Annotated in this window: 22 protein-coding genes and 1 pseudogene; 19 read left to right on the plus strand and 4 right to left on the minus strand. The window is 61.9% G+C overall.

Annotated features, from left to right (window positions below):
• The first annotated feature begins 36 nt into the window (after positions 1-36).
• The 9 genes from rseP to PSO31014_RS21230 all read left to right on the plus strand — a co-directional run bounded on the left by rseP (position 37) and on the right by PSO31014_RS21230 (position 9,437).
• Entirely contained in the window at positions 37-1,428 is a 1,392-nt protein-coding gene (gene rseP / locus PSO31014_RS21190; protein WP_150553425.1) for an RIP metalloprotease RseP, read from the plus strand.
• Positions 1,429-1,499: 71 nt separating this feature from the next.
• Entirely contained in the window at positions 1,500-3,803 is a 2,304-nt protein-coding gene (bamA, locus tag PSO31014_RS21195; RefSeq protein WP_174976613.1) for an outer membrane protein assembly factor BamA, read from the plus strand.
• 47 nt (positions 3,804-3,850) lie between these two features.
• Entirely contained in the window at positions 3,851-4,393 is a 543-nt protein-coding gene (locus PSO31014_RS21200) for an OmpH/Skp family outer membrane protein (protein ID WP_150553427.1), read from the plus strand.
• A gap of 14 nt (positions 4,394-4,407) precedes the next feature.
• Positions 4,408-5,478 (plus strand): UDP-3-O-(3-hydroxymyristoyl)glucosamine N-acyltransferase, encoded by a 1,071-nt coding sequence (gene lpxD, locus PSO31014_RS21205; protein ID WP_150553443.1) that lies wholly within the window; start codon positions 4,408-4,410, stop codon positions 5,476-5,478.
• On the plus strand, positions 5,475-5,933 hold the full coding sequence (fabZ, locus tag PSO31014_RS21210) for a 3-hydroxyacyl-ACP dehydratase FabZ (RefSeq protein ID WP_150553428.1): 459 nt from the start codon (positions 5,475-5,477) through the stop codon (positions 5,931-5,933). The genes lpxD and fabZ overlap by 4 nt, the downstream gene beginning before the upstream one ends.
• 17 nt (positions 5,934-5,950) lie before the next feature.
• Positions 5,951-6,742: an acyl-ACP--UDP-N-acetylglucosamine O-acyltransferase gene (gene lpxA / locus PSO31014_RS21215; protein ID WP_150553429.1), complete on the plus strand. Its 792-nt coding sequence runs from the start codon at positions 5,951-5,953 to the stop codon at positions 6,740-6,742.
• Between the two features lie 3 nt (positions 6,743-6,745).
• Positions 6,746-7,921 (plus strand): lipid-A-disaccharide synthase, encoded by a 1,176-nt coding sequence (gene lpxB, locus PSO31014_RS21220; protein ID WP_174976614.1) that lies wholly within the window; start codon positions 6,746-6,748, stop codon positions 7,919-7,921.
• A 104-nt stretch (positions 7,922-8,025) separates the two neighbouring features.
• Positions 8,026-8,661 carry a ribonuclease HII gene (rnhB, locus tag PSO31014_RS21225; protein WP_174976615.1) on the plus strand — a complete coding sequence of 212 codons (636 nt, stop codon included), beginning with the start codon at positions 8,026-8,028 and terminating at the stop codon, positions 8,659-8,661.
• Complete coding sequence (locus PSO31014_RS21230; RefSeq protein ID WP_150553431.1) at positions 8,658-9,437, plus strand: TrmH family RNA methyltransferase; 780 nt, start codon at positions 8,658-8,660, stop codon at positions 9,435-9,437. Before rnhB ends, PSO31014_RS21230 begins: the two co-directional genes overlap by 4 nt.
• Before the next feature lie 108 nt (positions 9,438-9,545).
• On the opposite strand, the gene ppsR is transcribed toward PSO31014_RS21230, so the two are convergent.
• Positions 9,546-10,424 carry a posphoenolpyruvate synthetase regulatory kinase/phosphorylase PpsR gene (gene ppsR / locus PSO31014_RS21235; RefSeq protein WP_150553432.1) on the minus strand — a complete coding sequence of 293 codons (879 nt, stop codon included), beginning with the start codon at positions 10,422-10,424 and terminating at the stop codon, positions 9,546-9,548.
• A gap of 265 nt (positions 10,425-10,689) precedes the next feature.
• Between ppsR and ppsA the strand changes: the two genes are divergently transcribed.
• From ppsA to PSO31014_RS21250, 3 genes are all read left to right on the plus strand, one after another.
• Positions 10,690-13,080, plus strand: a complete 2,391-nt coding sequence (gene ppsA / locus PSO31014_RS21240) for a phosphoenolpyruvate synthase (protein WP_150553433.1) — start codon at positions 10,690-10,692, stop codon at positions 13,078-13,080.
• A 166-nt stretch (positions 13,081-13,246) separates the two neighbouring features.
• Positions 13,247-13,681: an NfeD family protein gene (locus PSO31014_RS21245; RefSeq protein WP_150553434.1), complete on the plus strand. Its 435-nt coding sequence runs from the start codon at positions 13,247-13,249 to the stop codon at positions 13,679-13,681.
• Positions 13,682-13,814: 133 nt separating this feature from the next.
• Positions 13,815-14,801: an SPFH domain-containing protein gene (locus PSO31014_RS21250; protein ID WP_150553435.1), complete on the plus strand. Its 987-nt coding sequence runs from the start codon at positions 13,815-13,817 to the stop codon at positions 14,799-14,801.
• A gap of 142 nt (positions 14,802-14,943) precedes the next feature.
• Here PSO31014_RS21250 and smpB read toward each other — a convergent pair.
• Positions 14,944-15,393: pseudogene (smpB, locus tag PSO31014_RS21255) on the minus strand (SsrA-binding protein SmpB); the annotation flags it as partial.
• 154 nt (positions 15,394-15,547) lie between these two features.
• Here smpB and PSO31014_RS21260 point away from each other — a divergent pair.
• Together PSO31014_RS21260 and PSO31014_RS21265 are read left to right on the plus strand one after the other, a co-directional pair.
• A complete protein-coding gene (locus PSO31014_RS21260; RefSeq protein WP_026131979.1) occupies positions 15,548-15,982 on the plus strand; it encodes a type II toxin-antitoxin system RatA family toxin in 435 nt (144 codons plus the stop codon).
• The gene (locus PSO31014_RS21265; protein ID WP_150553436.1) at positions 15,972-16,307 is read left to right on the plus strand and encodes an RnfH family protein; all 336 of its coding nucleotides are present in this window, start codon (positions 15,972-15,974) and stop codon (positions 16,305-16,307) included. Before PSO31014_RS21260 ends, PSO31014_RS21265 begins: the two co-directional genes overlap by 11 nt.
• 137 nt (positions 16,308-16,444) lie before the next feature.
• Here the strand turns inward: PSO31014_RS21265 and PSO31014_RS21270 are convergent, their stop codons facing one another.
• Positions 16,445-17,374, minus strand: coding sequence for a DMT family transporter (locus PSO31014_RS21270; protein WP_150553437.1), 930 nt, complete (start codon positions 17,372-17,374; stop codon positions 16,445-16,447).
• A 285-nt stretch (positions 17,375-17,659) separates the two neighbouring features.
• Here PSO31014_RS21270 and guaB point away from each other — a divergent pair, with 285 nt between their 5' ends.
• The 4 genes from guaB to PSO31014_RS21290 all read left to right on the plus strand — a co-directional run bounded on the left by guaB (position 17,660) and on the right by PSO31014_RS21290 (position 22,886).
• Positions 17,660-19,120, plus strand: coding sequence for an IMP dehydrogenase (guaB, locus tag PSO31014_RS21275; RefSeq protein WP_017234118.1), 1,461 nt, complete (start codon positions 17,660-17,662; stop codon positions 19,118-19,120).
• A gap of 6 nt (positions 19,121-19,126) precedes the next feature.
• Positions 19,127-19,822 (plus strand): hypothetical protein, encoded by a 696-nt coding sequence (locus PSO31014_RS21280; RefSeq protein ID WP_150553438.1) that lies wholly within the window; start codon positions 19,127-19,129, stop codon positions 19,820-19,822.
• On the plus strand, positions 19,797-21,380 hold the full coding sequence (guaA, locus tag PSO31014_RS21285) for a glutamine-hydrolyzing GMP synthase (protein ID WP_150553439.1): 1,584 nt from the start codon (positions 19,797-19,799) through the stop codon (positions 21,378-21,380). Before PSO31014_RS21280 ends, guaA begins: the two co-directional genes overlap by 26 nt.
• 306 nt (positions 21,381-21,686) lie before the next feature.
• Positions 21,687-22,886 (plus strand): tyrosine-type recombinase/integrase, encoded by a 1,200-nt coding sequence (locus PSO31014_RS21290; protein WP_150553440.1) that lies wholly within the window; start codon positions 21,687-21,689, stop codon positions 22,884-22,886.
• A gap of 37 nt (positions 22,887-22,923) precedes the next feature.
• Here the strand turns inward: PSO31014_RS21290 and PSO31014_RS21295 are convergent, their stop codons facing one another.
• Entirely contained in the window at positions 22,924-23,916 is a 993-nt protein-coding gene (locus PSO31014_RS21295; protein WP_150553441.1) for a helix-turn-helix domain-containing protein, read from the minus strand.
• A 115-nt stretch (positions 23,917-24,031) separates the two neighbouring features.
• Here PSO31014_RS21295 and PSO31014_RS21300 point away from each other — a divergent pair, with 115 nt between their 5' ends.
• Positions 24,032-24,886: a replication initiator protein A gene (locus PSO31014_RS21300; RefSeq protein WP_150553442.1), complete on the plus strand. Its 855-nt coding sequence runs from the start codon at positions 24,032-24,034 to the stop codon at positions 24,884-24,886.
• The last annotated feature ends 38 nt before the right edge of the window (positions 24,887-24,924 follow it).

Raw genomic sequence — 24,924 nt, forward strand, 5'->3', positions numbered from 1 at the left:
CCCTATGTCGTAACGCCTTCGCGCCCCCATTCGCTCATGACTCTGTTGACCACGTTGCTTGCGTTTGCCGTCGCCATTGGCGTGCTAGTGGTATTCCATGAGCTGGGGCACTACTCGGTCGCGCGGCTGTGCGGCGTCAAGGTTCTGCGTTTTTCGGTCGGGTTCGGTACGCCGCTGCTCAAGTGGACGATGGGTCGCGATCGTACGGAGTGGACGGTTTGCGCACTGCCGCTGGGCGGGTACGTCCGAATGCTCGACGAGCGCGATGAAACCCAGGTCGTTGCCCCGGAAGATCGCGCGCGAGCCTTCAACCGCCAATCGGTCTATAAGCGATTTGCCATAGTGGCGGCCGGTCCGGTCGCGAACTTCCTTCTGGCGATTACCCTTTACGCGGGCCTGAATCTCGCGGGCGTGACCGAACCCGTCGCGCGCATTGCGCCGCCGGCGGCTGGCACGCTGGCCGCTCGCGCGGGGCTGTCCGGTGGCGAATTGATTACCGGCGTTCGCGAGAACGGGAAGAGTTCTGACGAGGCCGTCGGAGACGAGGTGCCCGTGCGGTCCTGGGAAGACCTTCGCTGGCGCCTGGTCGATCCGATGATCGAGGGGCAGCGCGTGACGCTCGTGGCGCGCACCCGCGACGGGCGCGCTGAATACATGCTGGACGCGGCGGGCCAGCACTTCGATGCCGATGGCGAGCAGGACTTCATGCAACGCCTCGGTCTGACGCCGTCGGCGAGAATCAAGGTGGGCCAGCTTCTGCCCGGCGGAGCGGCAGGGCCCGCCGGACTTCGGGTCGGCGACGAGATCACGGCCGTCGACGGCAGTCCCGTCGAGTCGGCCAAGGCGCTGGTGGACGCCGTGCGTGCTCACCCGGGTAAGCCGATGACGCTCACCGTGCGACGCGACGGTGCGCTCCACAATGTGACCCTGACGCCAAGCGCGGAAGTGGATCCGGCCGAGGCGGGCGGCGCGCGTGTGGGCAAGATCGGCGCGGCGCTGGCGGCCCAGGTCGATACGGTGAAGGTCCGGTACGGGCTGATCGAGGCGATCGGCAGGGGGGCGCAGCGTACCTGGGACGTCACTTCGTTCAGCATAAGAATGTTCGGGAAGATGATGACCGGGCAGGCGTCGCTCAAGAATTTGAGCGGGCCGGTGACGATTGCGGACTACGCGGGGCGTTCGGCCCGACTCGGCCTGGATTATTTCGTCGCCTTTCTCGCGCTTGTCAGCATTAGTCTTGGGGTATTGAATCTGTTGCCGATTCCGGTTCTGGACGGTGGCTATCTGTTATATTATGCGGTCGAAGCGATTACCGGTCGGGCAGTTTCCGAGCGGTGGCAGGGCGCACTGCAACGAGTGGGCATCGTTTGCATCCTCGCGCTGTCTGCCGTAGCCCTGTTCAATGACCTGTCGAAATTGCTGCACTAGACGGCGTCACGCGCCTGCCGTCGCAGGCAAATCCGAGTTGTTACGATTCAATTGTTTCTTGGGGAAGCAAGTTGTCGAATAAATACCACCTTGTTCCGAAGACCCTGGTGATTGCGGTTCTGGCGGCACACAGTTTCCTGGCGCGGGCCGTCGAGCCGTTCGTGGTCAAGGATATCCGAGTGGAGGGCTTGCAGCGCATTGAACCCGGTACGGTGTTTTCGTACTTGCCGGTCAAGCCGGGCGACAAGTTCAACGACGATAAGGGCACCGAAGCAATTCGTGCCCTTTATGCAACGGGCTTGTTCTCCGACGTGAGCGTTGAAGCGCAAGGCAACGTGCTGGTGGTGCACGTCAACGAGCGTCCCGCGATTGCTTCCATCGACTTCCTCGGCATCAAGGAATTCGACAAGGACGGTTTGAAAAAGGCGTTGCGTTCGGTCGGCCTGACCGAAGGTCGCAGCTTCGACCGTAACCTGCTCGAGAAGTCGGAACAGGAACTCAAGCGTCAATACCTTACGCGCGGTTACTACGCTGCCGAGGTGAAGACGACGATCACGCCGCTCGAGCGTAATCGGGTGGGGATCCAGTTCGCCGTGACGGAAGGCCCGAAGGCCACGATCCAGCAGATCAACTTCGTCGGCAACAAGGCATTCTCATCGTCGGATCTGACGGCTGAGATGCAACTTGGCACGCCGAACTGGCTGTCGTGGTATTCGAAGAACGACTTGTACTCGAAGGACAAGCTCACGGGCGATCTGGAAAAGGTGCGTTCGTTCTATCTGAACCGCGGTTATCTGGAATTCAACATCGACTCCACCGACGTATCGATTACGCCGGACAAGGACGAGATGTTCCTGACGATCAACCTGCATGAAGGCGAGCCGTACAAGGTGTCGGACGTCAAGCTGACTGGCGAGATGCTGGGCAAGCAGGACGACGTGCGCAAGCTCGTGCAACTCAAGGCCGGCGACACGTTCTCGGCGGCCAAGCTGCAGGCCAGCACGAAGGCAATTTCCGACATGCTCGGCAACTACGGCTTCGCGTTCGCGAACGTGAACGCTCAGCCGACGATCGATCGGAAGGACCACACCGTGGCGCTCACGCTGACGGTCGATCCGGGCCGTCGCGTGTACGTTCGCAAGATCAACATCGTGGGCAACTCGCGTACGCGTGACGAAGTGATTCGCCGCGAGATGCGCCAGCTCGAAAGCTCCTGGTACGACGCCGACCGACTCAAGCTGTCGCAGGATCGTATCAACCGCCTGGGCTACTTTACCGACGTGAACGTGACGACCGAGCCGGTGGCCGGTTCGAACGACCAGGTCGACCTCCAGGTGAAGGTCGAAGAAAAGCCGACTGGCACGATCAACGTCGGTGCGGGCTTCTCGTCGACAGACAAGGTGGTGCTGCAAGCCGGTATTAGTCAGGACAACGTGTTCGGTTCGGGAACGTCGCTGTCGGTGAACGTGAACACCGGTAAAACGTACCGGACGTTGGCTGTCACGCAAGTCGATCCGTACTTCACCGTCGACGGTGTGAGCCGTATCACGGACATCTACTACCGCACGTATCAGCCGCTGCTGCTCACGAGCGATTCGGATTTCCGTATCAACACGCTGGGCGGCAACCTGAAGTTCGGCGTGCCGTTCTCGGAAGTCGATACGGTGTTCTTCGGTCTGGGCTTCGAACAGACGCGTCTGCATCTGACGAGCGACGGCTCGACCCCGCAGCGCTACATCGACTACGCCAACCAGTTCGGCTACGTCAGCAACAACTATCCGCTGACCATCGGTTGGTCGCGCGATTCGCGTGATAGCGCGCTGATCCCGAACCGCGGTCACTATCAGCAGGCCAACATCGAAGTCGGTACGCCGATCGGCACGACCAAGTACTACCGCGCCTACTACCAGCACCAGTATTACTACCCGGTGAGCCGTGGCTTTACGCTGGCACTCAACGGCGAAATCGGCTACGGCCACGGGATGGGCGGTCAGCCGTTCCCGATCTTCAAGAACTACTTTGCCGGCGGTATCGGTTCGGTGCGCGGCTATGAGCCGAGTTCGCTGGGTCCGAAGGACACCAATGGCGAACCGCTCGGCGGCGCATCGAAGCTGATCGGTAACATTGAGCTGACGTTCCCGCTGCCAGGCACCGGGTATGACCGTACGCTGCGTATCTTCACGTTCATGGACGGTGGTAACGTGTTCGATAACGGCCAGGCGATTACCTTCAATAACCTGCGCTATTCCTACGGCTTCGGTTTGTCGTGGATTTCACCGATTGGCCCGCTCAAGCTCTCGATGGGCTTCCCGCTGGTCAAGAAGGTGGGCGATCAGTACCAGAAATTCCAGTTCCAGGTCGGTACGTCGTTCTAACTACGGCGAGTCGATCGGTTCCGAACGTTTTATCGTTGTAAAGGGGTATGACATTGAACGGTATCCGTAAGCATTGCCTGCGCGGCTTCGCCGCAGCGTTGCTGGCTGGGGCAGCCTTTGCTGCCATGGCTCAGGATGCGCGCATCGCCGCCGTCAATTCGGATCGCATTTTGCGCGATTCGGCACCGGCCAAGGCCGCACAAGCCAAGCTCGAAGCCGAGTTCTCCAAGCGAGACTCGGATCTGCAGGCCATGGCCCAGCGCCTCAAAGCCATGTCGGACAAGCTCGACAAGGACAACCCGACGTTGTCCGACGCCGAGCGCGCCAAGCGTCAGCGCGATCTGGCCGCTGCCGACACGGAATTCCAGCGCAAGCAGCGCGAGTTTCGTGAAGACCTGAATCAGCGCCGCAACGAAGAACTCGCCGCGGTGCTCGATCGCGCCAATCGCGTCATCAAGCAGATTGCCGAAACCGAAAAGTACGATCTGATCGTGCAGGAAGCCGTCTACGTGAGCCCGCGTATCGACATCACTGACAAGGTGCTCAAGACCCTGAACGGAAGTTCGGGCGGCGGCACTGCCGGCAAGTGACGGTCTCGACTTCGATGCCGGGATCGCCGTCGGTTTCGTTAGCGCAGTTGGTTGCCCGCTTTGGCGGCGATCTCGTGGGCGATGGCGAAGTCACCGTGGCCGGTCTGGCACCGCTTGATCGTGCGGGCGCGAATCAGCTCGCGTTTCTGTCCAATCCACTGTATCTCGCCGAGGTGCCCAACTCGGGCGCGGCGGCCGTGATTCTCTCGAAGGCCGACTTCGACAAGCTGCCGTCGCATGAGGGGCGGGCGTGGATCGTCGCGCCGAACCCCTATGCGTACTTCGCGCGCGTTGCGCAGATGTTCGCGCAGGCGGCGACGCCGGTTCCCGCAGCAGGCACGCATCCGAGTGCGGTCGTCGACCCGACGGCCGTTGTGCCGGCATCGTGCGTGATTGGTCCGAATGTCGTGATCGAGGCGGGCGCTCGCCTGGGCGAGCGGGTGCATCTGATGGCGAACGTGTTCGTCGGTCGAGGCACGACCCTGGGCGACGACGTGCTGGTGTATCCGAACGCCACGCTGTACCACGCGAGTGTGATCGGTGCGCGTTGCGTGATTCACTCGGGCGCGGTGATCGGCTCGGACGGTTTCGGTTTCGCACCCGATTTCTCCGCCGCTGGCGGCGAATGGGTGAAGATTCCGCAGGTCGGACGCGCAGTGATCGAAGACGACGTCGAAATCGGTGCGTCGACCTCTATCGATCGCGGGGCGATGGCCGATACGGTGATCGAGCGCGGTTGCAAGATCGACAACCAGGTTCAGATCGCGCATAACGTGCGGGTCGGGGCCTTCACGGTGATTGCCGCGTGTACGGGCATTGCCGGCAGCAGTACCATCGGTAAATTCTGCATGCTGGGCGGTGCCGTGGGCGTGGCCGGGCATGTCAAGATCGGTGACCGCGTCATCGTGACGGCCAAGTCGGGGGTGTCGAAGTCGATTCCCGGCCCGGGTACCTATTCGAGCACGTTTCCGGTCATGCCAAACGCCGAGTGGAACAAAAACGCGGCCATCATCCGTAATCTGGACAAGATGCGCGATCGCGTGCGTCAACTTGAAGCGAAGGTCAAAGACCTGCAAGACAAATGAGCGAGACCACAATCAATATCGACATCCACAAGATCATGAAGCTGCTGCCGCATCGGTATCCGATGCTGATGGTGGATCGCGTGATCGGGTTGGAGCCGCACAAGAACATCAAGGTCATCAAGAACGTCACGATCAATGAGCCGTACTTCACGGGGCATTATCCGCAGCGTCCGGTGATGCCGGGCGTGCTGATCGTCGAAGCGCTGGCGCAAGCCGCGGCACTCCTGACGTTCTCCGACGAGCCGGTGCACGACGAGAACACGCTCTACTATTTCGTGGGTATCGAGAACGTTCGCTTCAAGCGGCCGGTCGAACCGGGTGACCAACTCGTGCTCGACATCGATTTCCTGAGCGAGCGTCGCGGCTTCTACAAGTTCAAGGGCAAGGCACTGGTAGACGGCAAGATCGCGGCGGAAGCCGAGTTCATGTGCATGGTCAAGAAGAACGGCGAATAACCGGAATTAAGACGCTCATGACGAACATTCACCCCACTGCAGTCGTCGACGCGAAGGCGCAACTGGCCGACGACGTCGTCGTCGGTCCCTATGCGATCGTCGGGCCGAACGTAACGATCGGCGCCGGTACGCAGATTCTCTCGCACTCGATTGTCGACGGTCATACGACGCTGGGCGAGGGCAACAAGATCGGCCCGTTCGCCTCGATCGGCGGCAGTCCGCAGGATATGAAGTACGCCGGCGAGCCGACGCGGCTCGTCATCGGCGATCGCAATACGATTCGCGAATTCACGACGATTCACACCGGTACGGTGCAGGACGGCGGTCTGACCGGCGTCGGCAACGACAACTGGATCATGGCTTACGTGCACATCGCGCACGATTGCCACGTGGGCAACCACACGGTCTTCTCAAGCAATGCGCAATTGGCCGGTCACGTCATTGTCGGCGACTGGGCGATCGTTGGCGGCATGACCGGGGTGCATCAGTTCGTGCGCATTGGCGCGCACTCGATGATCGGTGGCGCGTCGGTGCTTGTGCAGGATGTGCCGCCGTTCGTCATTGCCTCGGGCGACCGCGCAGTGCCTTACGGTATCAACGTCGAGGGGCTGCGTCGCCGCAACTTCACGGCCGATGCGATCACGGCGCTGCGTCACGCGTACAAGCTGCTCTACAAGAGCGGGCTGACGCTCGACGAAGCGAAGGTGCAGATCGAAGCCTTCGGCAACGCGGGTGCCCCGGATGTGTCCGACGCCGTGCGCGCACTGCTCGATTTCCTCAACGCCAGCACGCGCGGTATCGTGCGCTGACCCATGCCGCCGACCCTTCCCGGTGCCGGCCAGCGAACCCTGGCGATGGTGGCCGGGGAGCTGTCCGGCGATCTCATTGCCGGCAACGTGCTTGCCGGTCTCAAGCAGAGCCTTCCGTCCGACATCGCTTACGCAGGTGTCGGCGGTCCGCATATGGCGGAGGAGGGCTTCGACGCTTATTGGCCCATCGACAAGCTCTCCGTCATGGGCTATGTCGAAGTCATCAAGCATTTGCGCGAGATTCTCTCGATTCGCAAGCAACTTCGCGAGCGCTGGCTGGCCGAGAGGCCGCTCGCGTTCGTCGGCTTCGATGCCCCGGACTTCAACTTCGATCTCGAAATCAAGCTGCGTGAGGCGGGCATTCCCACGATTCATTTCGTGAGCCCGTCGATCTGGGCGTGGCGCGGTGGGCGCATCAAGAAGATCAAGCGCGCCGTCGATCACATGTTGTGCCTGTTCCCGTTCGAGCCGGAGATTTACCGTCGGGCAGGCATCGACGCGACGTTTGTCGGCCATCCGATGGCCGACAAGATTCCGATGGTGCCCGATGTCGCAGGCGCGCGAGCCAGGCTGGCGCTGCAAGGCACTGGCCCGGTCGTCGCTATTTTGCCGGGTAGCCGGACGTCGGAAGTGCAAAGGCTCACGCCCGTGTTCTTCGCGGCCATGCGCCTGCTGGCCGAGCGCGAGCCGTCGATTCAGTTCGTGCTCCCGGCAGCGACGCCGCGGCTGCGCACGTTGATGCAACCGATCGTGGACGCGCACAGCGATCTCAACCTGACCGTGATCGACGGCCGAGCACCGCTCGCATTGGAGGCGGCGGACAGCGTGCTTCTGGCGAGCGGTACGGCCACGCTGGAAGCGGCCCTGTACAAGAAGCCGATGGTCATCTCCTACAAGGTGCCTTGGTTGACGGCGCAGATCATGAAGCGTCAGGGATATCTGCCATACGTAGGTTTGCCGAACATTCTGTCGGGCGAGTTCGTCGTGCCGGAGTTGTTGCAGCAGTTCGCGACCCCGGAAGCACTCGCTGACGCCGTCTGGAAGCAATTGACCGACCCGGCGTTGCGCGACGCTTTGCAGGCGCGCTTTACGAAGATCCACGAGCAACTGCGCCAGAACACGGCCGCGCGCGCGGCAGAAGTGATCGAGCGCGTGCTGCGTGAGAAGGGGCGGTTATGAGCGAGGAAGTGAAGGGGCGTCGCGGTGCGCGCAAGGGGACCTCGGGCGACGATGTGCCGGCCGCAAAGCCGCGCCCCCGCGCGCCCAAGGCGACGCTGCCGCAAATGGCGCTCGATCTGTTCGCCGACGTGGCTGCCGATCTGACGTGCGGCGTGGATGAAGTGGGGCGCGGCCCGCTCGCCGGGCCTGTCGTGACGGCGGCAGTGATTCTCGATCCGGCGCGTCCGATCAAGGGGCTGGCCGATTCGAAGAAGCTCACGGCGCAGCGTCGCGAGGCGCTTTACGAGGAGATCGTTGAACGCTCGCTTGCCTATTGCATTGCCGAGGCGAGTGTGGCGGAGATCGATTCGCTGAACATCCTCCATGCGACGATGCTTGCGATGCAGCGGGCGGTCATTGGGCTCCCGCGTGTACCGACGCTGGCGCTCATCGACGGCAATCGGTGCCCCGCGTTGCCGATGCGGGCAGAGGCCATCGTCAAGGGCGACGACAAGGTGCCTGCGATTTCGGCGGCGTCGATTCTCGCGAAGGTCACGCGTGACCGCCAACTGGTCGCGCTCCACGAGGCATTCCCCCAGTACGGTTTCGACGAGCATGTCGGCTACGGCACGCCGCGCCATCTCGCCGCGTTGCGTCTGCACGGACCGAGTCCGCATCATCGCCAATCGTTTGCGCCGGTGCGCGACGCCTTTGCATTATTCGGTGCGCTCACCGTCGCCCGCGTGGGCCATTCGTCATGAAGCTGATCAGTTCCAAAGACAATCCGTTCTACAAGCGGCTAAAACAGCTGGCGCAGTCGAACCCGCAGCGGCGCAAACTCGGCCAGACGCTGCTCGAAGGCGTGCACCTGGCCGACGCCTATCTCGACGCGCTGGGGCAGCCGCTCGTTTGCGTGGCAGCGGAATCGGCGCTGGGGAACCCCGAAGTGGCGCAGATCTGGGCGCGGGTAGACGGCGATCGTCGCGTGTGTCTGCCGCATGCGCTGTTCGAACCGTTGTCGACGCTCGTCAACGGTGTGCCGCTGCTTTTCGTGATCGAGATGCCGTCGGGCCATCTGCCGGCAACGCAAACGACGGATTGCGTCATTCTCGACGCCGTGCAGGACGCGGGCAATGTCGGTTCGATCCTGCGTAGCGCGGCGGCGGCCGGTGTTCGCGATGTGTATTGCATGTCGGGCACGGCGCTCGCTTGGTCGAGCAAGGTGCTACGTGCCGGTATGGGGGCGCATTTCTCGCTGAACATCGTGGAGCATTGCACGCCGGATTCGCTCGCGCCGCGCTTGTCGGTGCCGTTGCTGGCGACGAGCTTGCAGGCCAGCACGTCGCTCTATGCGCAGGATCTGCGCGCGCCGGTGGCGTGGGTGTTCGGAAACGAGGGGGCCGGTGTGTCCCCGCAGTGGCTCGAACGCGTGCAACGGCCGATCCGTATCCCGCAGCCGGGCGGCATGGAGTCGCTCAACGTGGCGGCTTGTGCGGCCATCTGCCTGTTCGAAGCGGTGCGTCAGCGGCTCTCCTGAGGCGACGCGCGGCGGGTCGCACGTGGACATCCGGGATATCAACAAGAAGGGACGCTCATGGCGTCCCTTCTTGCATTCGGCACGGCGCAGCATGCGCGGCGGACAACGTCAGTAGACGTCTCGCTCCAGCTTGATTTCCTGCAGGATGGTCGTGGCGATTTCTTCGATGGACTTGTGCGTCGAGGACAGCCACTTGATGCCCTCACGTCGCATCATCGCCTCGGCCTCGTTGACCTCGTATCGGCAGTTTTCCAGCGATGCATACTTGCTGCCGGGGCGACGTTCGTTGCGAATCTCCGACAGCCGCTGCGGATCGATGGAAAGCCCGAAGATCTTTTCCTTGTACTGATCGAGCGTGGAGGGCAGCTTCTCACGCACGAAGTCTTCCGGAATCAACGGATAGTTCGCGGCCTTCACGCCGTATTGCATGGCGAGATAGAGCGTCGTGGGTGTCTTGCCGCTGCGCGACACGCCCACTAGAATCACATCCGCGCTTTGCAGGTTCTTGTTGGACTGCCCGTCGTCGTGCGCGAGCGAGAAATTCACCGCCTCGATCCGGTTCTTGTACGCCTCGCTGTCGGCGTTCTGGTGCACGCGACCGATGGCGTGCATCGACTTGAGGCCCAGCTCCAGTTCCAGCGGTTCGATGAACGTCTGGAACATGTCGAGAATCACACCCTGGCAGTTACGCAGGATCTCATTGGCCCGAGCATCGACGAGCGTGCTGAAAATGATCGGGCGGATGTTGTCGGCTCGATACATTTCATTGATCCGTTGCGCCGTTTCATAGGCTTTATCGACGGAATCCACGAAAGGAACGCGAATCTGACGAAAACGCATCTCGAATTGCGCGAGGATCGAATGCGCGAACGTTTCGGCGGTAATCCCCGTGCCGTCGGACACGATGAAGACCGGGCGCGCAGCGACCGGTTTGGCCAGTGCGGCGGGGGATGTCGGGGAGTTTCCGGGTGTCGTGGCGTCGGTCATGCGCAGAATCGCAAAATGGTGCGTTGCACGGTAGAATAGCGGCAACTTGTTGGATAAGCAATTGCGCGACCCTCGCGCGCCGCCCGGCTTCAGGCCCATGGAGCGGGGCGGGACGGGAGGTCTGGAGGGAGCGGCGCTCGTCGTCGAGGCGTTGCCCCCAGTTTGCGACGCCGCGTATGCGCGATTTCTTATCCAACAGGTCGATCGGCCCCTGTCAGTCCCAGCCGATCCTCCGAAAATTTTTTTTCTTACCTTAGGGGCTTTTATGACTAACGCAGCACACGACGGCGCCTACGTGGTGCCGTTTGAGCATTTGCGCATGACCGACGTCGAGTCGGTCGGCGGCAAGAATGCATCGCTTGGCGAAATGATCAGCCAACTGGCCGGCGCCGGCGTGCGCGTGCCGGGTGGTTTCGCCACGACGGCTTACGCCTTCCGCGAGTTCCTCCAGCACAACAACCTGACCGAGCGTGTGGCCCAGCGTCTCGAGGGCTTGGACGTGGATGACGTCAAGGCGCTCGCGCAAGCCGGTGCCGAAATCCGTCAATGGATCGTCGACGCCCCGCTGCAGCCGCAGCTCGAGAAGGATATCCGCGAGCAGTTCGCCCGTATCACGGCCGATCAGCCGGACGCATCGTTCGCCGTGCGCTCGTCGGCCACGGCCGAAGACTTGCCCGACGCTTCGTTTGCCGGTCAGCAAGAGAGCTATCTGAACGTCGTCGGCATTGAAGACGTGCTCGATCGCATGAAGCACGTGTTCGCGTCGCTGTACAACGACCGCGCCATCTCGTACCGCGTTCACAAGGGCTTCACGCACGCCGAAGTGGCGTTGTCGGCTGGCGTGCAGCGCATGGTGCGCTCGGACTGCGGCGCGTCGGGCGTGATGTTCACGATCGACACCGAGTCGGGCTTCCAGGACGTCGTTTTCATCACGGCCAGCTACGGCCTGGGGGAAACGGTCGTGCAGGGCGCCGTGAACCCGGACGAGTTCTACGTCTTCAAGCCGACGCTCAAAGCCGGCAAGTACCCGATCATTCGCCGCACGCTCGGCTCGAAGCTGCTCAAGATGGAATTCACGCAACCGGGCGAGCCGGGCCGCGTGAAAACAATCGACGTGCCGATGGAACTGCGCAACCGTTACTCGATCACCGACGACGATTGCGTCGAGCTGGCCAAGTTCGCGCTGATCATCGAGAAGCACTACGGTCGTCCGATGGACATCGAGTGGGGCAAGGACGGTAAGGACGGCAAGATCTACATTCTGCAGGCACGTCCGGAAACCGTGAAGAGCCAGGCGATCGGCAAGGTCGAGCAGCGCTTCAAGCTCAAGGGCGAGGCGCCGGTATTGGCCACGGGCCGTGCCATCGGCCAGAAGATCGGCGCGGGCGCAGTGCGCGTGATCATGGACCCGAGCGAGATGGAACGCGTACAGCCGGGCGATGTGCTGGTGGCCGACATGACCGACCCGAACTGGGAGCCGGTGATGAAGCGTGCCGCCGCCATCGTGACGAACCGCGGCGGCCGTACCTGCCACGCGGCGATCATCGCGCGCGAACTGGGTGTGCCGGCCGTGGTGGGTTGCGGCGACGCCACCGACGTGCTCAAGGACGGCGCGCTCGTGACGGTCTCGTGTGCCGAGGGCGACGAAGGCAAGATTTACGATGGTCTGCTCGAAACTGAAATCACCGAGATCCACCGCGGCGAAATGCCGAAGATTCCGGTGAAGATCATGATGAACGTGGGCAACCCGCAACTCGCCTTCGATTTCGCGCAACTGCCGAACGACGGGGTGGGGCTGGCACGTCTGGAATTCATCATCAACAACAATATCGGTGTGCATCCGCGCGCGATTCTCGAGTACCCGAATATCGACGCCGACCTGAAGAAGGCGGTCGAATCGGTGGCGCGCGGTCATGCATCGCCCCGTGCGTTCTACGTCGACAAGCTGGCCGAAGGGATCGCCACGATTGCCGCCGCCTTCTATCCGAAGAGCGTGATCGTGCGTCTGTCGGACTTCAAGTCGAACGAGTACAAGAAGCTCATCGGCGGTTCGCGCTACGAGCCGGATGAAGAAAACCCGATGCTGGGCTTCCGTGGCGCGTCGCGTTACATCTCGGAAGACTTCGCCGAAGCGTTCGAGATGGAGTGCCGCGCACTCAAGCGCGTGCGCGACGAAATGGGCCTGACCAACGTCGAGATCATGGTGCCGTTCGTGCGTACGCTGGGCCAGGCGGAGCGTGTGGTCAACATGCTGGCCGGTTACGGCCTGAAGCGTGGCGAGAACGGTCTGAAACTGGTGATGATGTGCGAAGTGCCGTCGAACGCCATTCTGGCCGACGAGTTCCTCGAGTACTTCGACGGTTTCTCGATCGGTTCGAACGACCTGACGCAGCTCACGCTGGGTCTGGACCGCGATTCGGGCATGGAGCTGCTGGCGAAGGACTTCGACGAACGCGACCCGGCGGTGCAATTCATGATCAGCCGTGCGATCAAGGCGTGCCTGTCGAAGGGCAAGTACGTCGGCATCTGCGGTCAGGGCCCGTCGGACCATCCGGATCTGGCCGTGTGGCTGGCGAACGAAGGCATCGCATCGATGTCGTTGAACCCGGACACGGTGATGGAAACGTGGCAACAACTCGCCAAATTGGCGAAGTAACCGTCGCCGACGGTCACGATAGCGACCTCGGTTAGGACGCGTCCGAGCGGCACCTCGGACGCTACCGAAAGGCCGGCCCATCCCCTGGGATGCGCGCGCTGATCGGTGGGTTTCGTGCTATAAACCCCGGTATCACACCGGGGTTTTTTTGTGTCTGGGAGTTACGATGGAACAGGCTTGGCTGTGGTTCGGCATTGCCGGATTGACCGTGGTGCTGGAGCTGGCAAGTGGTACGTTCTATCTCCTGATGGTGGCGCTCGGCATGACGGCCGGCGGCATTGCGGCGCTGTTGCGTATCGACTGGCCATTGCAGTGGGTGGCAGCGGCGGCGGTCGCGGGCGTGGCGGTCTGGATTCTGCGCCGCAGCCGGTTCGGCCAGCGGCGCATCAAGGTCGACGCGACGGCAGACCCCAATACCAACCTCGATATCGGTCAGCGTCTGCGGGTGGAAGTCTGGGGCTCTGACGGTCAGGCGCGGGCGATGTATCGCGGAGCCGAATGGGACGTCGAGCTTTTGCCCGGGGAGTCGCCCAGCCCAGGATGGTTTGTCATTTGCGAGGTTCGCGGCAGCCGGCTGTACGTTGCTCACGTGACGGCATAGGCGCCGGGATCGACGCGCGAGCGCGCGTCTCACTTTCGCTTGCGCGTCTTCGCATTGCATGTATCGTGTCGCCCGTGGTCGCGGGTGACGGGGAATTCGCCCGCCGTCATGGCAGGCGCTTCAAGGGGGAAGCATGTTTTCCAACGTCGCGTTTATTCTCTTCATCATCGCCGTGATCATTGCGGCGCGCTCGATCAAGATCGTGCCGCAGCAACACGCCTGGGTGGTCGAGCGTCTCGGCAAGTATCACGCGACGCTCACGCCGGGGTTGTCCATCGTCGTGCCATTCGTGGATCGCGTGGCGTACAAGCATATGCTCAAGGAAGTGCCGCTCGACGTGCCGAGCCAGGTCTGTATTACGAAGGACAACACGCAATTGCAGGTCGACGGAATTCTGTACTTCCAAGTCACGGATCCAATGAAGGCGTCGTACGGATCGAGCAACTTCATCGTCGCCATTACCCAACTGGCACAAACAACGCTGCGTAGCGTGGTCGGCAAGCTCGAACTCGACAAGACGTTCGAGGAGCGCGAATTCATCAACCACAGTGTGGTGAATGCCCTCGACGAGGCGGCGTCGAACTGGGGCGTGAAGGTCTTGCGTTATGAAATCAAGGACCTCACGCCGCCGAAGGAGATCCTGCATGCGATGCAGGCGCAGATCACGGCCGAGCGCGAAAAACGCGCGTTGATCGCGGCGTCGGAAGGCAAGAAGCAGGAACAGATCAACCTGGCGTCCGGTGGGAGGGAGGCGGCAATTCAGAAGTCGGAAGGCGAGCGTCAGGCGGCGATCAACCAGGCGCAAGGTCAGGCCGCGGCCATTCTGGCGGTGGCGGAAGCCAACGCCGAGGCTATCCACAAGGTTGCGACGGCCATTCAGACGCAGGGCGGTATGGAAGCGGTCAACCTGAAGGTCGCGGAGCAGTACGTGGAAGCGTTCAGCAAGATCGCCAGAACCAATAACACCTTGATCGTGCCGGGGAATCTGACGGACATGAGCAGCATGATCGCCTCGGCCCTCAAGATCGTGCGCGGTACCGAAGGCGGATCGACGGCCGGTGGGTCGACGGCGAGCGGTGACGGTGCGGGCGGCTTCGGCAATTCGGGTGCCCGACGTTAGTCCGGCCGCGCAAAGAAAAACGGCCCGCGCTGAACTGAACCGTCCAACCTCTGGCGTTCAGTGCAATGCGGGCCGTTTTCTCTTGGCGGCAGACGAAGACCGTTGGCCGGCCGCGATGCGCGCGCCACTTTGACACAGCGCCTTACGTCGGCGTGCGCATCAGGCGCGCTCTCTCGCGCTCCCAGTCTCGCGCCTTTTCCGTCTCACGCTTATCGTGCAGCTTCTTGCCCTTGGCCAGGCCGATCTCGCATTTTACGAGGCCCTTGCTGTAATGCAGGTTGAGCGGCACGAGCGTGTAGCCGCGTTGCTCCACCTTGCCGATGAGCTTCTTGATTTCGTCGGCCTTGAGCAAGAGCTTTCGGGTGCGCACGGGGTCGGGGTTGATGTGCGTCGACGCCGACTGTAGCGGGCTGATATGTGTGCCGATCAGAAAGATCTCGCCATGCTTGATGACGACATAGCCTTCCTTGATCTGCGCCCGCCCGGCGCGAATGGCCTTGACTTCCCACCCTTCGAGCGCGATCCCGGCTTCGTATCGCTCCTCGATGAAGTAATCGAAGAAGGCCTTCTTGTTGTCGATGATGCTCATGGATCCTTGGCGGGTAACTTGGTCGGACCCGGTGAGTCGGGCTCGGGTAAAATACTGATTTTAACAAAGAGTCTCGGCAACAGGCGGCTTGCGTCGCGCGTACATCGATATGGCCTCGATGGCCGGCGCATCATGCATGCCTCTCGCCCGACAGACGATGGCCGAAGTCAGTAAAACCGTTCTCGTGCATTTCTCCGCTGAGCAAATGTACGACCTGGTGACCAATGTCGCCGATTACCCCAAATTCCTGCCTTGGTGCGGTGGTGTCGATATTCGGCACCAGGACGAGCACAGTATGGAGGCGTCGCTGATCATCGACTTCAAAGGGCTGAAGCATTCGTTCGCGACGCGCAATCTCCAGGAGCGCCCGCACTCCATTCAGATGACCTTCGTCGAAGGGCCTTTCAAACGTTTTCACGGCACCTGGAAGTTCACGCCGCTGCGCGAGAACGCTTGCAAGATCGAGTTCGGCCTTCACTACGAATTTGCGAGTTTTCTGCTCGAGAAGGTGATCGGCCCGGTGTTCAGCCACATCGCCAATACGTTTGTCGACGCCTTTGTCAAACGCGCGGAGACCGTCTATGCCGGGTGAGTTGAACGTCGAGGTTTGCTACGCATTGCCTGCCGAGCAGACAATTGTCCCGCTGACGTTGCCGCAAGGCGCCACAATGCGCGAGGCGATCGAGCGAAGCGGCCTGCTGCAGCGGTTTCCGGCGCTGGACATCTCGCGCATGAAAGCCGGCGTCTTCGGTAAGCTGCGCGCGCTTGACGCGGCTGTGGAGGACGGGGATCGCATCGAAATTTACCGGGCGTTGAAGGCCGATCCCAAGCTCGCGCGTCAGCGACGCGTCGAAAAGGTACGCAACGAAGGGAGCCGCGAAGGGCAGAAGTGGCTGGGTAGCCGTCGCGGCAGTTGACGTTTGCGGTGCGTGACCCGGCGCCGTACCGACTGGGGCGCCAACCAGAATGCTCACGTGTGCGCTGGGTAGTACACTGATGGGAGTTGATCGGCGTCTGGCGTGCGAATCACGGCGTGCGAATCACGGCGCGCGAATCAGTGCGCCGATTTTCGCGCATGCAATTTTACCGAAGCGCTGACGCCCGCCAGCAGCAACGCGATGGCAGCGATTTCCAGCAGGCGTGGCAAGCGCTGTTCGTAGACGAAGCCATAAATCAGCGCGAACAGCGTTTCAAACACGATCATCTGTCCCGACAGGGTGAGCGGCAGCCGTCGGCTCGCCGCGTTCCAGAACGCATTGCCGATGGTCGATGCCCCCACCGCCACGGCGATGTTGACGATCAGGAACATCTGCCAGTCGCGTGGCGCGTCGAGCACGACCGGATGCGGGACCCACACGGCCGGAATCGCCAGCATGAGCGCGAGCACACCCGTGGCGACGCCCGTCAGCAGCGACCATTCCTGGCTCGTGAAGTGTCCGAATCGCGCCAGATAGCGGGCGTTGGCCACCGCATACCATGTCCAACTCACGAGCGCGCCGACCGCGCAGCCAATGCCGGCGAGCGTGAGCCGCCAGTCCCCGCCGCTTGCCGAGGCATGGGCGAACACGTCGACGTTGATGCAGACGATGCCCCCCGCGACCAATGCCAGCGGCCCCGCCAGTCGCGACAGGGGGAGGGCGCCGTGGTCACGGCTGCCGACCAGCGTGACCGTCACGGGCAGCACGCCTACGATCAGCGAGGCCGGCGCAATCCCTGCCATCTGGACCGCGCCCGCGAGAAACAGGTAGTAAATGAGATTGCCGACAAGGCTCAGCCGGAACAGTGCCCGCCAGTCGTTGCCGGTGACGGTATGCCGCAGACGCGCCCAGAGCGGGGCGAGCAGCAGGGCGGACACCAGTCCGTAAAGGACGTAACGGGCGGCCGACAGTTCCAGCGGTGAGAAGCCAGGCAGCAGGCGAGGGGCCAGGAAGACCAGGCCCCACAAGGCGCCTGCGGCCAGTCCGAACGAAATGCCTTGCCCCATGAAATTCGTACCCGTGGTTCGTGTTGGCGAGATGCCGATGATCCGCACCGGACATCGCCTCGTGATACCGGCCGGGACGGTGCAGGAAGGGCCGAAGAATAGCATGGGCCCAGGGCGCCGCTCTTGTGAAATCCGGCAGTCGGCTGGGTTGGCAAATCGGTCGCCGCGAGGCGGGATGCGCGTTCGTTCCGGTCCTCGGGGAAAAAGCCCCTTGACATGTGGGGCAGACGTGCCATGCGTCCTGCGATTTCTGTATAATTCGGTTTTGCGCCTATAGGATTTGCCATGCGTCTGATCCAAAAAGCACTCACTTTCGATGACGTGCTCCTCGTCCCGGCTTACTCTGCCGTTCTTCCGCGCGACACCAGCCTGAAAACCAAGCTCACGCGCAACATCACCTTGAACATGCCTTTGCTGTCGGCCGCCATGGATACGGTGACCGAAGCGCGTCTGGCTATCGCCATGGCACAACAGGGCGGCATCGGCATTATTCACAAGAATCTGAAGCCGGCCGAGCAGGCGCGTGAAGTGTCGAAGGTCAAGCGCTTTGAATCAGGCGTTCTGCGCGATCCGATCACGATTCCGCCGCACATGAAGGTGCGCGATGTGATCGCGTTGTCGCGCCAGCATGGCATTTCCGGTTTCCCGGTCGTCGAGGGCGCTCAGCTCATCGGTATCGTGACGAACCGTGACCTGCGTTTCGAGAGCCGCCTGGACGAGCCGGTGCGCGCGATCATGACGCCCAAGGAAAAGCTCATCACCGTGCGCGAAGGTGCGTCGCCGGCCGATGCCGAGCACTTGATGCACAGCCACCGCCTCGAGCGCGTGCTGGTCGTCAATGACGCCTTCGAGCTGCGCGGCCTGATGACCGTCAAGGACATCATGAAGGCGACCGAGCACCCGCTCGCGAACAAGGACGAACACGGCAAGCTGCGTGTCGGTGCGGCCGTCGGCGTGGGCGCGGACAATGAAGAGCGTGTCGAGTTGCTGGTGGCGGCGGGCGTTGACGTGATCGTGGTCGACACGGCGCACGGCCACAGCCAGGGTGTGCTGGACCGCGTGCAGTGGGTCAAGAAGCATTTCCCGCAGATCGAAGTGGTCGGCGGCAACATCGCGACGGCGAGTGCCGCCGTGGCGCTGGTCGAACATGGGGCGGACGCCGTCAAGGTCGGTATCGGCCCGGGCTCGATCTGCACGACGCGTATTGTGGCGGGCGTGGGTGTGCCGCAAATCACGGCAATCGCGAACGTCGCAGAAGCGCTCAAGGACACGGGTGTGCCGCTCATCGCGGACGGTGGTATTCGTTACTCGGGCGACATCTCCAAGGCACTGGCCGCTGGCGCGCACACGGTGATGATGGGCAGCATGTTCTCGGGCACGGAAGAAGCGCCGGGCGAGGTGTTCCTGTACCAGGGCCGTTCGTACAAGAGCTATCGCGGCATGGGTTCGGTGGGGGCGATGAAGGATGGCGCCGCCGACCGTTACTTCCAGGATCCGGCCAACAACGCCGACAAGCTGGTGCCGGAAGGCATTGAAGGCCGTGTGGCCTACAAGGGCAGCGTGATGGCCATTCTGCATCAGTTGACGGGCGGTATCCGCTCGTCGATGGGGTATCTGGGTTGCCCGACGATCCAGGACCTGCACGAGAAGGCGGAGTTTGTACAAATCACGGCCGCCGGCATGCGCGAATCGCATGTGCACGACGTCCAGATCATGAAGGAAGCCCCCAACTACCACGTGGAGTAATCACCCATGAAGGCCATGTTGCGTACGGTACTGTTCCTCGATGCGGCGTTGAATCTGGCACTCGGTGTGCTGTTGATCGCGTCGTTCTGGTCATCGCTGTATGCGGCCATTGAAGTGCCCGCGCCATCGCCCGTGCTGTATGCGCAGGCGCTTGGCGTGGCCTTCGTCGGCGTGGCCTGGCTGCAATGGCACGCCACCGTGAACGGCCAGTTGACGGCGACCGTCGCGAAAGTGACGGGGCATATCAACTGGGTGATCGGTGCTTTCGTGCTGGGGTGGCTGATTTCCGGCCAGTTGGCGGTGACGGGGGGCGGCAAGTGGTTGATGCCGGCGCTCGGGGCCGTCTTGCTGGTGGTGGGTGCCATTCTCGTCAAGCTGGCGTCGAGCGTGCGCACGAAAGAGCGCGTGCAGGCGGCACAGCAGGCGGGCGGTCGCGGGCGTGGCGGGGTCGTGAGCGACACCCGGCGCGGCGCACCGTACGATGATCCCGATGCCCGGGCCGGCGACGAGGCCCGAGGCAAGCGCGCTGAGCCGCGTATGGAGGCGCCTCGCGGCGGCTCCGCTTCCGTCAATACCACGCCGGTCGCGCCTGCAGGCACCACCGGCATTGTCACGCCCGTGCCTTCCGCCACGGCGCCGACGTCCAACGAATCCACTTCCTCCTCCGTACCTCACGATGCACGACAAAATCCTCATTCTTGACTTCGGTTCGCAAGTCACCCAGCTAATCGGCCGCCGTGTTCGCGAAGCGCACGTCTACTGCGAGATCCACCCGAACGACGTGTCGGACGAGTTCGTTCGTGAATTCAATCCGAAGGCGATCATTCTGTCGGGTAGCCATGCGAGCACGTATGAGGATCAGGATCTGCGCGCCCCGCAGGCCGTATGGGATCTGGGCGTGCCGGTGCTGGGCATCTGCTACGGCATGTTCGCGATGACGGTTCAGTTGGGCGGTCAGGTCGAGGCGAGCCATCATCGCGAGTTCGGTTACGCCGAGGTTCGTGCCCAGGGCCATACGCCGCTGCTCGACGGCATCGAGGATTTCCGTACGGCCGAAGGTCACGGCATGCTGAAGGTGTGGATGAGCCACGGTGATAAGGTCACGCAATTGCCGCCGGGTTTCGTGCTGATGGCGTCGACGCCGAGCTGCCCGATCGCCGGCATGGCGGACGTATCGCGTCGCTATTACGCGGTGCAGTTCCACCCGGAAGTCACGCACACCGTGAAGGGCCGTGAGTTGCTCGAGCGTTTTGTGCTGGAGATTGCCGGGGCAAAGCCGGACTGGATCATGCGCGACCACATCGAGGAGGCCGTCAAGGCGATCCGCGAGCAGGTGGGCGACGAGGAAGTGATTCTGGGCTTGTCGGGTGGTGTCGATTCGAGTGTTGCTGCGGCGCTGATTCATCGCGCCATTGGCGACCAACTGACGTGCGTGTTCGTCGATCACGGTCTGCTGCGTCTGAACGAAGGCCAGATGGTGATGGAGATGTTCGATGGCCGACTGCATGCCAAGGTCGTGCACGTGGACGCCGCCGAGCAGTTCATGGGGCATTTGAAGGGCGTGACCGATCCAGAGCAGAAGCGCAAGATCATCGGCCGTGAGTTCGTCGAAGTGTTCCAGGCGGAAGCGAAGAAGCTGAAGAATGCGAAGTGGCTGGCGCAAGGCACGATCTATCCGGACGTGATCGAGTCGGGGGGGGCGAAGACGAAGAAGGCGACGACGATCAAGAGCCACCACAACGTGGGTGGCTTGCCGGAGACGCTGGGTCTGAAGCTGCTGGAGCCGCTGCGCGACCTGTTCAAGGATGAAGTGCGCGAGTTGGGGGTGGCGCTGGGTCTGCCGCACGATATGGTGTATCGTCACCCGTTCCCGGGCCCGGGGTTGGGTGTGCGCATTCTGGGCGAAGTGAAGCGCGATTACGCCGATCTGCTGCGTCGCGCCGATGCGATCTTCATCGAAGAGCTTCGCAGCACGGTCGAACCGAACAGCGGCAAGACGTGGTATGAGCTGACGAGCCAGGCATTCGCGGTGTTCCTGCCGGTCAAGAGCGTGGGCGTGATGGGCGATGGCCGCACGTATGAGTGGGTCGTGGCGCTGCGCGCCGTGCAGACGCAAGACTTCATGACGGCGCATTGGGCACACCTGCCGCATGACCTGCTCGGCAAGGTGTCGAATCGCATCATTAATGAAGTGCGTGGTTTGAACCGGGTTGTTTATGACATCTCGGGCAAGCCGCCTGCGACGATCGAGTGGGAGTGAATTGACGTCTGGCAGCGGTTGGTAACTGCTGGCAAGAAGGTGTGGATAAGCCATTGATTTAACGGGATTTTTTTCGTTTACGTCTGGCACTCGATGGCATCGGCTGGCACCTAGAAGCACGATTTTTTCATGGTGCGAGACGTGGTATCGTTTTGGCGTGATGCCATGAGGTGCGGGCGATACCATGATTGGTTTTTGAGGGTGTCATGGTATTGATTTCGCTTAATTCATTGATTTCATTGTAGTTCATAGGTGAAATTCAGTGTGTTTTGATCATGGTATTGGAACCGAATCTGGATACATGCCATGCTGACCGATACCAAGTTGCGAAACCTGAAGCCGCAGGACAAGCTCTACAAAGCGAACGACCGCGACGGCCTCTATGTGGCCGTCACGCCGACCGGGGCGATCTCGTTCCGCTACAACTACTCCATCAACGGCAGGCAGGAGACCATCACCTTCGGCCGTTACGGTGTCGGCGGCATCACCCTGGCGGAAGCCCGCGAGCAGTTGGGCGAGGCCAAGAAGTTGATCGCGGCAGGGAAGTCACCGGCCAAGGAGAAGGCGCGGGACAAGGCCCGCGTCAAGGATGCCGAAACCTTCGACGCCTGGGCCGAAAAGTGGCTGCGCGGCTACCAGATGGCCGATTCCACCCGCGACATGCGCCGGGCGGTCTACGAGCGCGAGCTGAAGCCCAAATTCGCCAATCAGAAGCTGGTCGAGATCACCCACGAGGATTTGCGGGCGCTGACCGATGCCATCGTGGAGCGCGGCGCGCCGGCCACGGCCGTGCATGCCCGTGAGGTGGTGCTCCAGGTTTACCGCTGGGCCATCGAGCGCGGGCAGAAGGTCGAGAACCCGGCCGAGCTGGTGCGACCCACCAGCATCGCCAAGTTCGAGCCGCGCGACCGGGCCCTGACACCCGATGAGATCGGGCTGATGTACCAGTACATGGAGCGTATCGGCACGACGCCATCCATCCGGGCGGCGGCCAAGCTGTTGTTGCTGACGATGGTGCGCAAGAGCGAGTTGACGAACGCGACGTGGAGCGAGATCAATTTCAGCGAGGCGCTTTGGACAATCCCGAAGGAGCGGATGAAGCGGCGCAACCCGCACTTGGTCTTTCTGTCTAGGCAGGCCCTGGACATCTTCATCGCCCTGAAAACCTTTGCCGGCGGATCGGACTACGTGCTTCCATCGCGGTACGACTCGGACCAACATATGAGCAGCGCGACGCTGAACCAGGTGTTGACGCTGACGTACAAGCTGGCGCAGAAGGAGGGTAAGCCTTTGACCAAGTTCGGGCCGCATGATCTGAGGCGCACGGCCAGTACGTTACTGCACGAGGCCGGGTATAACACCGATTGGATCGAGAAATGCCTTGCCCACGAGCAGAAGGGCGTCCGGGCCGTGTACAACAAAGCGGAGTACCGTGAGCAGCGGACTGCGATGTTGCAGGATTGGGCGGATATGATTGATGGCTGGACGGCTAGGAGGGCGCTGTAGCCACTAACAGGAAGTCTGCCAGATCGATAGTCAGTCACTACTCCACTTTATCAAGACGGAAGTCCTTCGGGGTCGCCTTGAGGGCCTTGGAAACGGCCTGTCGGCTGATCCCGAGAGCCTTGGCGACTTGCGATTGATTCTGTCCTGCGGCGATCATCATGATGATTGCCTTCTTTCGGTCGGTCAGCCTCTTGTCGGCCATCTGGCGCGCCTGGTTTCTCAACTCGGCCTTGTCGTCGGGCTGCAAGGATTTTTGGGCCACATGGCCTTGGATGTAGCGGTCAACAGCCCTATCCCCTGAGGCTGCACGCAGTTTCTCCGGTTTGGCGCTTTGTTTTCTCAGCCGCAGTAGTTCCTGATCGAAGCGATCCGCCGAACGCATGGCGCGTCGATAGGCTGGATTCTGGGTGCCGTCCGAGAGCATCGGCCGATGCTCGGCACAATAGCGGTGGCTCAAGCGTAGTTTCTCTTGATCCCTCTGGGGCCAATTTCCGTGTTCGATGAACGAGGCTAATTCCGTCAGCGCGCCGCAGAACCTGCAAAAACCTTGACGGCGCTGCGCATTCCCAAAGGGGAGCAAAGGGGGACGGTGTTCGCCTGGTATCTTGGATCGTGCTGGTCTTTTGCAGGCGCAGTCCCAAACCAGTCCGATCAAGGATTCGAGGGTCGCTATGAAGCGTTGATCCCTGGCAGTCCATTTGTTCTCGGTTTTGATGAACTTGCGTAGCAACTCTCGTTGTACGCGAACCATTGCATCTAATCCAACCAGCCTAATGATTCCGCTGAGGTTCACTCCCCCGGGAACGTGGTCCATGTAGCGCTGCGGCAACGTTGCCATGTACGCCGCCAAGGCGGGGTCGATGAGTTCCCCTACCAGTCCGGCGATGGGGTACTGCCGCGAGGACGCGGAGTAGGGTTTCCAACGTTCGCGGAACTCCTTGATCGCTTGAGAAACGACGGGCGCGCATCCATCACCGATATGGATGTAGTGCCGCCCCAGGCGTTTTCGTGCTTGCTCTTCCGTTTCCATGTCTACCAAAGCGTACAGCCCGCCCACTGATAGCGTCAACCTAATTGGATAATCAAATCGCTGACAGTCAAACGGTCTGACGGCTAGCCTTGTGGTTATCAATTGATGACCACGAATGCCGGACCCGCTTTTCTTATCACTGGGGCCGCTCCGCTCGCCTCGTGACGAGAGGGACGAGCGCGCAGCCTCGGAGGCCACAGCACACCTTGCACCTGACCGTGGCAGGCAGGGCGATTTCTTCGCGCTCGGTATTCCTGACGCCGCGCCGAAAGATGATCTCGCCAGCATGGAGCATCCCCTGTTCGCGTTGAAGGCTGGCGATACTCGCGTGCGCACCTATGAGCGCAACGGCAATACCGTGACGGTGAAGCCCGGCCCGGACGGCTGCGCAACGATCCACGATAAGGATTTGTGGCTCTATTGCACCAGCCAGCTAGTCGAGGCGAAGAATCGTGGGGCAAGAATCTCGCGCACGGTGCGACTCACCATGTACGACTTCCTCACGGCCACCAACCGCGACACCAGCGGTCGCGCCTACGAGCGGGCTGGCGAGATGCTTGGGCGGCTCACCGGGACGCGGGTTGAAACCAACATCGAGACGGGCGGGCTGCGCACTCGTGCGTTTTGGGGCCTGGTGGAGTCGGCCAAGATCATCCAGAAGTCCCCCGGCGACGGGCGCATGGTGTCACTGGAAGTGACCTTGCCGGAATGGCTGTTTCGGGCCATTGTCGCCGACGAATTCCTCACGCTCTCGCGCAGTTATTACCGACTGCGCAAGCCGCTCGACCGGCGCATCTACGAGTTGGCGCGAAAGCACTGCGGCAGTCAACCAAGCTGGCGCGTGTCGCTGGCCGTTTTACACCAGAAGAGTGGCAGCACCGATGCGCTGCGGAATTTCCGCGTGGCGGTGCGCTCGCTGGCCGAATCTGGCGCGGGGGGTGTCAGAATTTCCGTGTTCAAGGCGAGTTGAGAATTACACGGACGGTCGAACGAATCGATCCGCGTAAA

This window comes from Pandoraea soli, assembly GCF_902459595.1.
Taxonomy (GTDB): domain Bacteria; phylum Pseudomonadota; class Gammaproteobacteria; order Burkholderiales; family Burkholderiaceae; genus Pandoraea; species Pandoraea cepalis.

What these genes read in the sequence shown, in the direction of transcription:
- rseP (WP_150553425.1), top strand. Translation starts at nt 37, where the DNA reads ATGACTCTGTTGACCACGTTGCTTGCGTTTGCCGTCGCCATTGGCGTG.
- PSO31014_RS21200 (WP_150553427.1), top strand. Translation starts at nt 3,851, where the DNA reads ATGACATTGAACGGTATCCGTAAGCATTGCCTGCGCGGCTTCGCCGCA.
- lpxD (WP_150553443.1), top strand. Translation starts at nt 4,408, where the DNA reads ATGCCGGGATCGCCGTCGGTTTCGTTAGCGCAGTTGGTTGCCCGCTTT.
- fabZ (WP_150553428.1), top strand. Translation starts at nt 5,475, where the DNA reads ATGAGCGAGACCACAATCAATATCGACATCCACAAGATCATGAAGCTG.
- lpxA (WP_150553429.1), top strand. Translation starts at nt 5,951, where the DNA reads ATGACGAACATTCACCCCACTGCAGTCGTCGACGCGAAGGCGCAACTG.
- lpxB (WP_174976614.1), top strand. Translation starts at nt 6,746, where the DNA reads ATGCCGCCGACCCTTCCCGGTGCCGGCCAGCGAACCCTGGCGATGGTG.
- rnhB (WP_174976615.1), top strand. Translation starts at nt 8,026, where the DNA reads ATGGCGCTCGATCTGTTCGCCGACGTGGCTGCCGATCTGACGTGCGGC.
- PSO31014_RS21230 (WP_150553431.1), top strand. Translation starts at nt 8,658, where the DNA reads ATGAAGCTGATCAGTTCCAAAGACAATCCGTTCTACAAGCGGCTAAAA.
- ppsR (WP_150553432.1), bottom strand. Translation starts at nt 10,424, where the DNA reads ATGACCGACGCCACGACACCCGGAAACTCCCCGACATCCCCCGCCGCA.
- ppsA (WP_150553433.1), top strand. Translation starts at nt 10,690, where the DNA reads ATGACTAACGCAGCACACGACGGCGCCTACGTGGTGCCGTTTGAGCAT.
- PSO31014_RS21245 (WP_150553434.1), top strand. Translation starts at nt 13,247, where the DNA reads ATGGAACAGGCTTGGCTGTGGTTCGGCATTGCCGGATTGACCGTGGTG.
- PSO31014_RS21250 (WP_150553435.1), top strand. Translation starts at nt 13,815, where the DNA reads ATGTTTTCCAACGTCGCGTTTATTCTCTTCATCATCGCCGTGATCATT.
- PSO31014_RS21260 (WP_026131979.1), top strand. Translation starts at nt 15,548, where the DNA reads ATGGCCGAAGTCAGTAAAACCGTTCTCGTGCATTTCTCCGCTGAGCAA.
- PSO31014_RS21265 (WP_150553436.1), top strand. Translation starts at nt 15,972, where the DNA reads ATGCCGGGTGAGTTGAACGTCGAGGTTTGCTACGCATTGCCTGCCGAG.
- PSO31014_RS21270 (WP_150553437.1), bottom strand. Translation starts at nt 17,374, where the DNA reads ATGGGGCAAGGCATTTCGTTCGGACTGGCCGCAGGCGCCTTGTGGGGC.
- guaB (WP_017234118.1), top strand. Translation starts at nt 17,660, where the DNA reads ATGCGTCTGATCCAAAAAGCACTCACTTTCGATGACGTGCTCCTCGTC.
- PSO31014_RS21280 (WP_150553438.1), top strand. Translation starts at nt 19,127, where the DNA reads ATGAAGGCCATGTTGCGTACGGTACTGTTCCTCGATGCGGCGTTGAAT.
- guaA (WP_150553439.1), top strand. Translation starts at nt 19,797, where the DNA reads ATGCACGACAAAATCCTCATTCTTGACTTCGGTTCGCAAGTCACCCAG.
- PSO31014_RS21290 (WP_150553440.1), top strand. Translation starts at nt 21,687, where the DNA reads ATGCTGACCGATACCAAGTTGCGAAACCTGAAGCCGCAGGACAAGCTC.
- PSO31014_RS21295 (WP_150553441.1), bottom strand. Translation starts at nt 23,916, where the DNA reads ATGGAAACGGAAGAGCAAGCACGAAAACGCCTGGGGCGGCACTACATC.
- PSO31014_RS21300 (WP_150553442.1), top strand. Translation starts at nt 24,032, where the DNA reads ATGCCGGACCCGCTTTTCTTATCACTGGGGCCGCTCCGCTCGCCTCGT.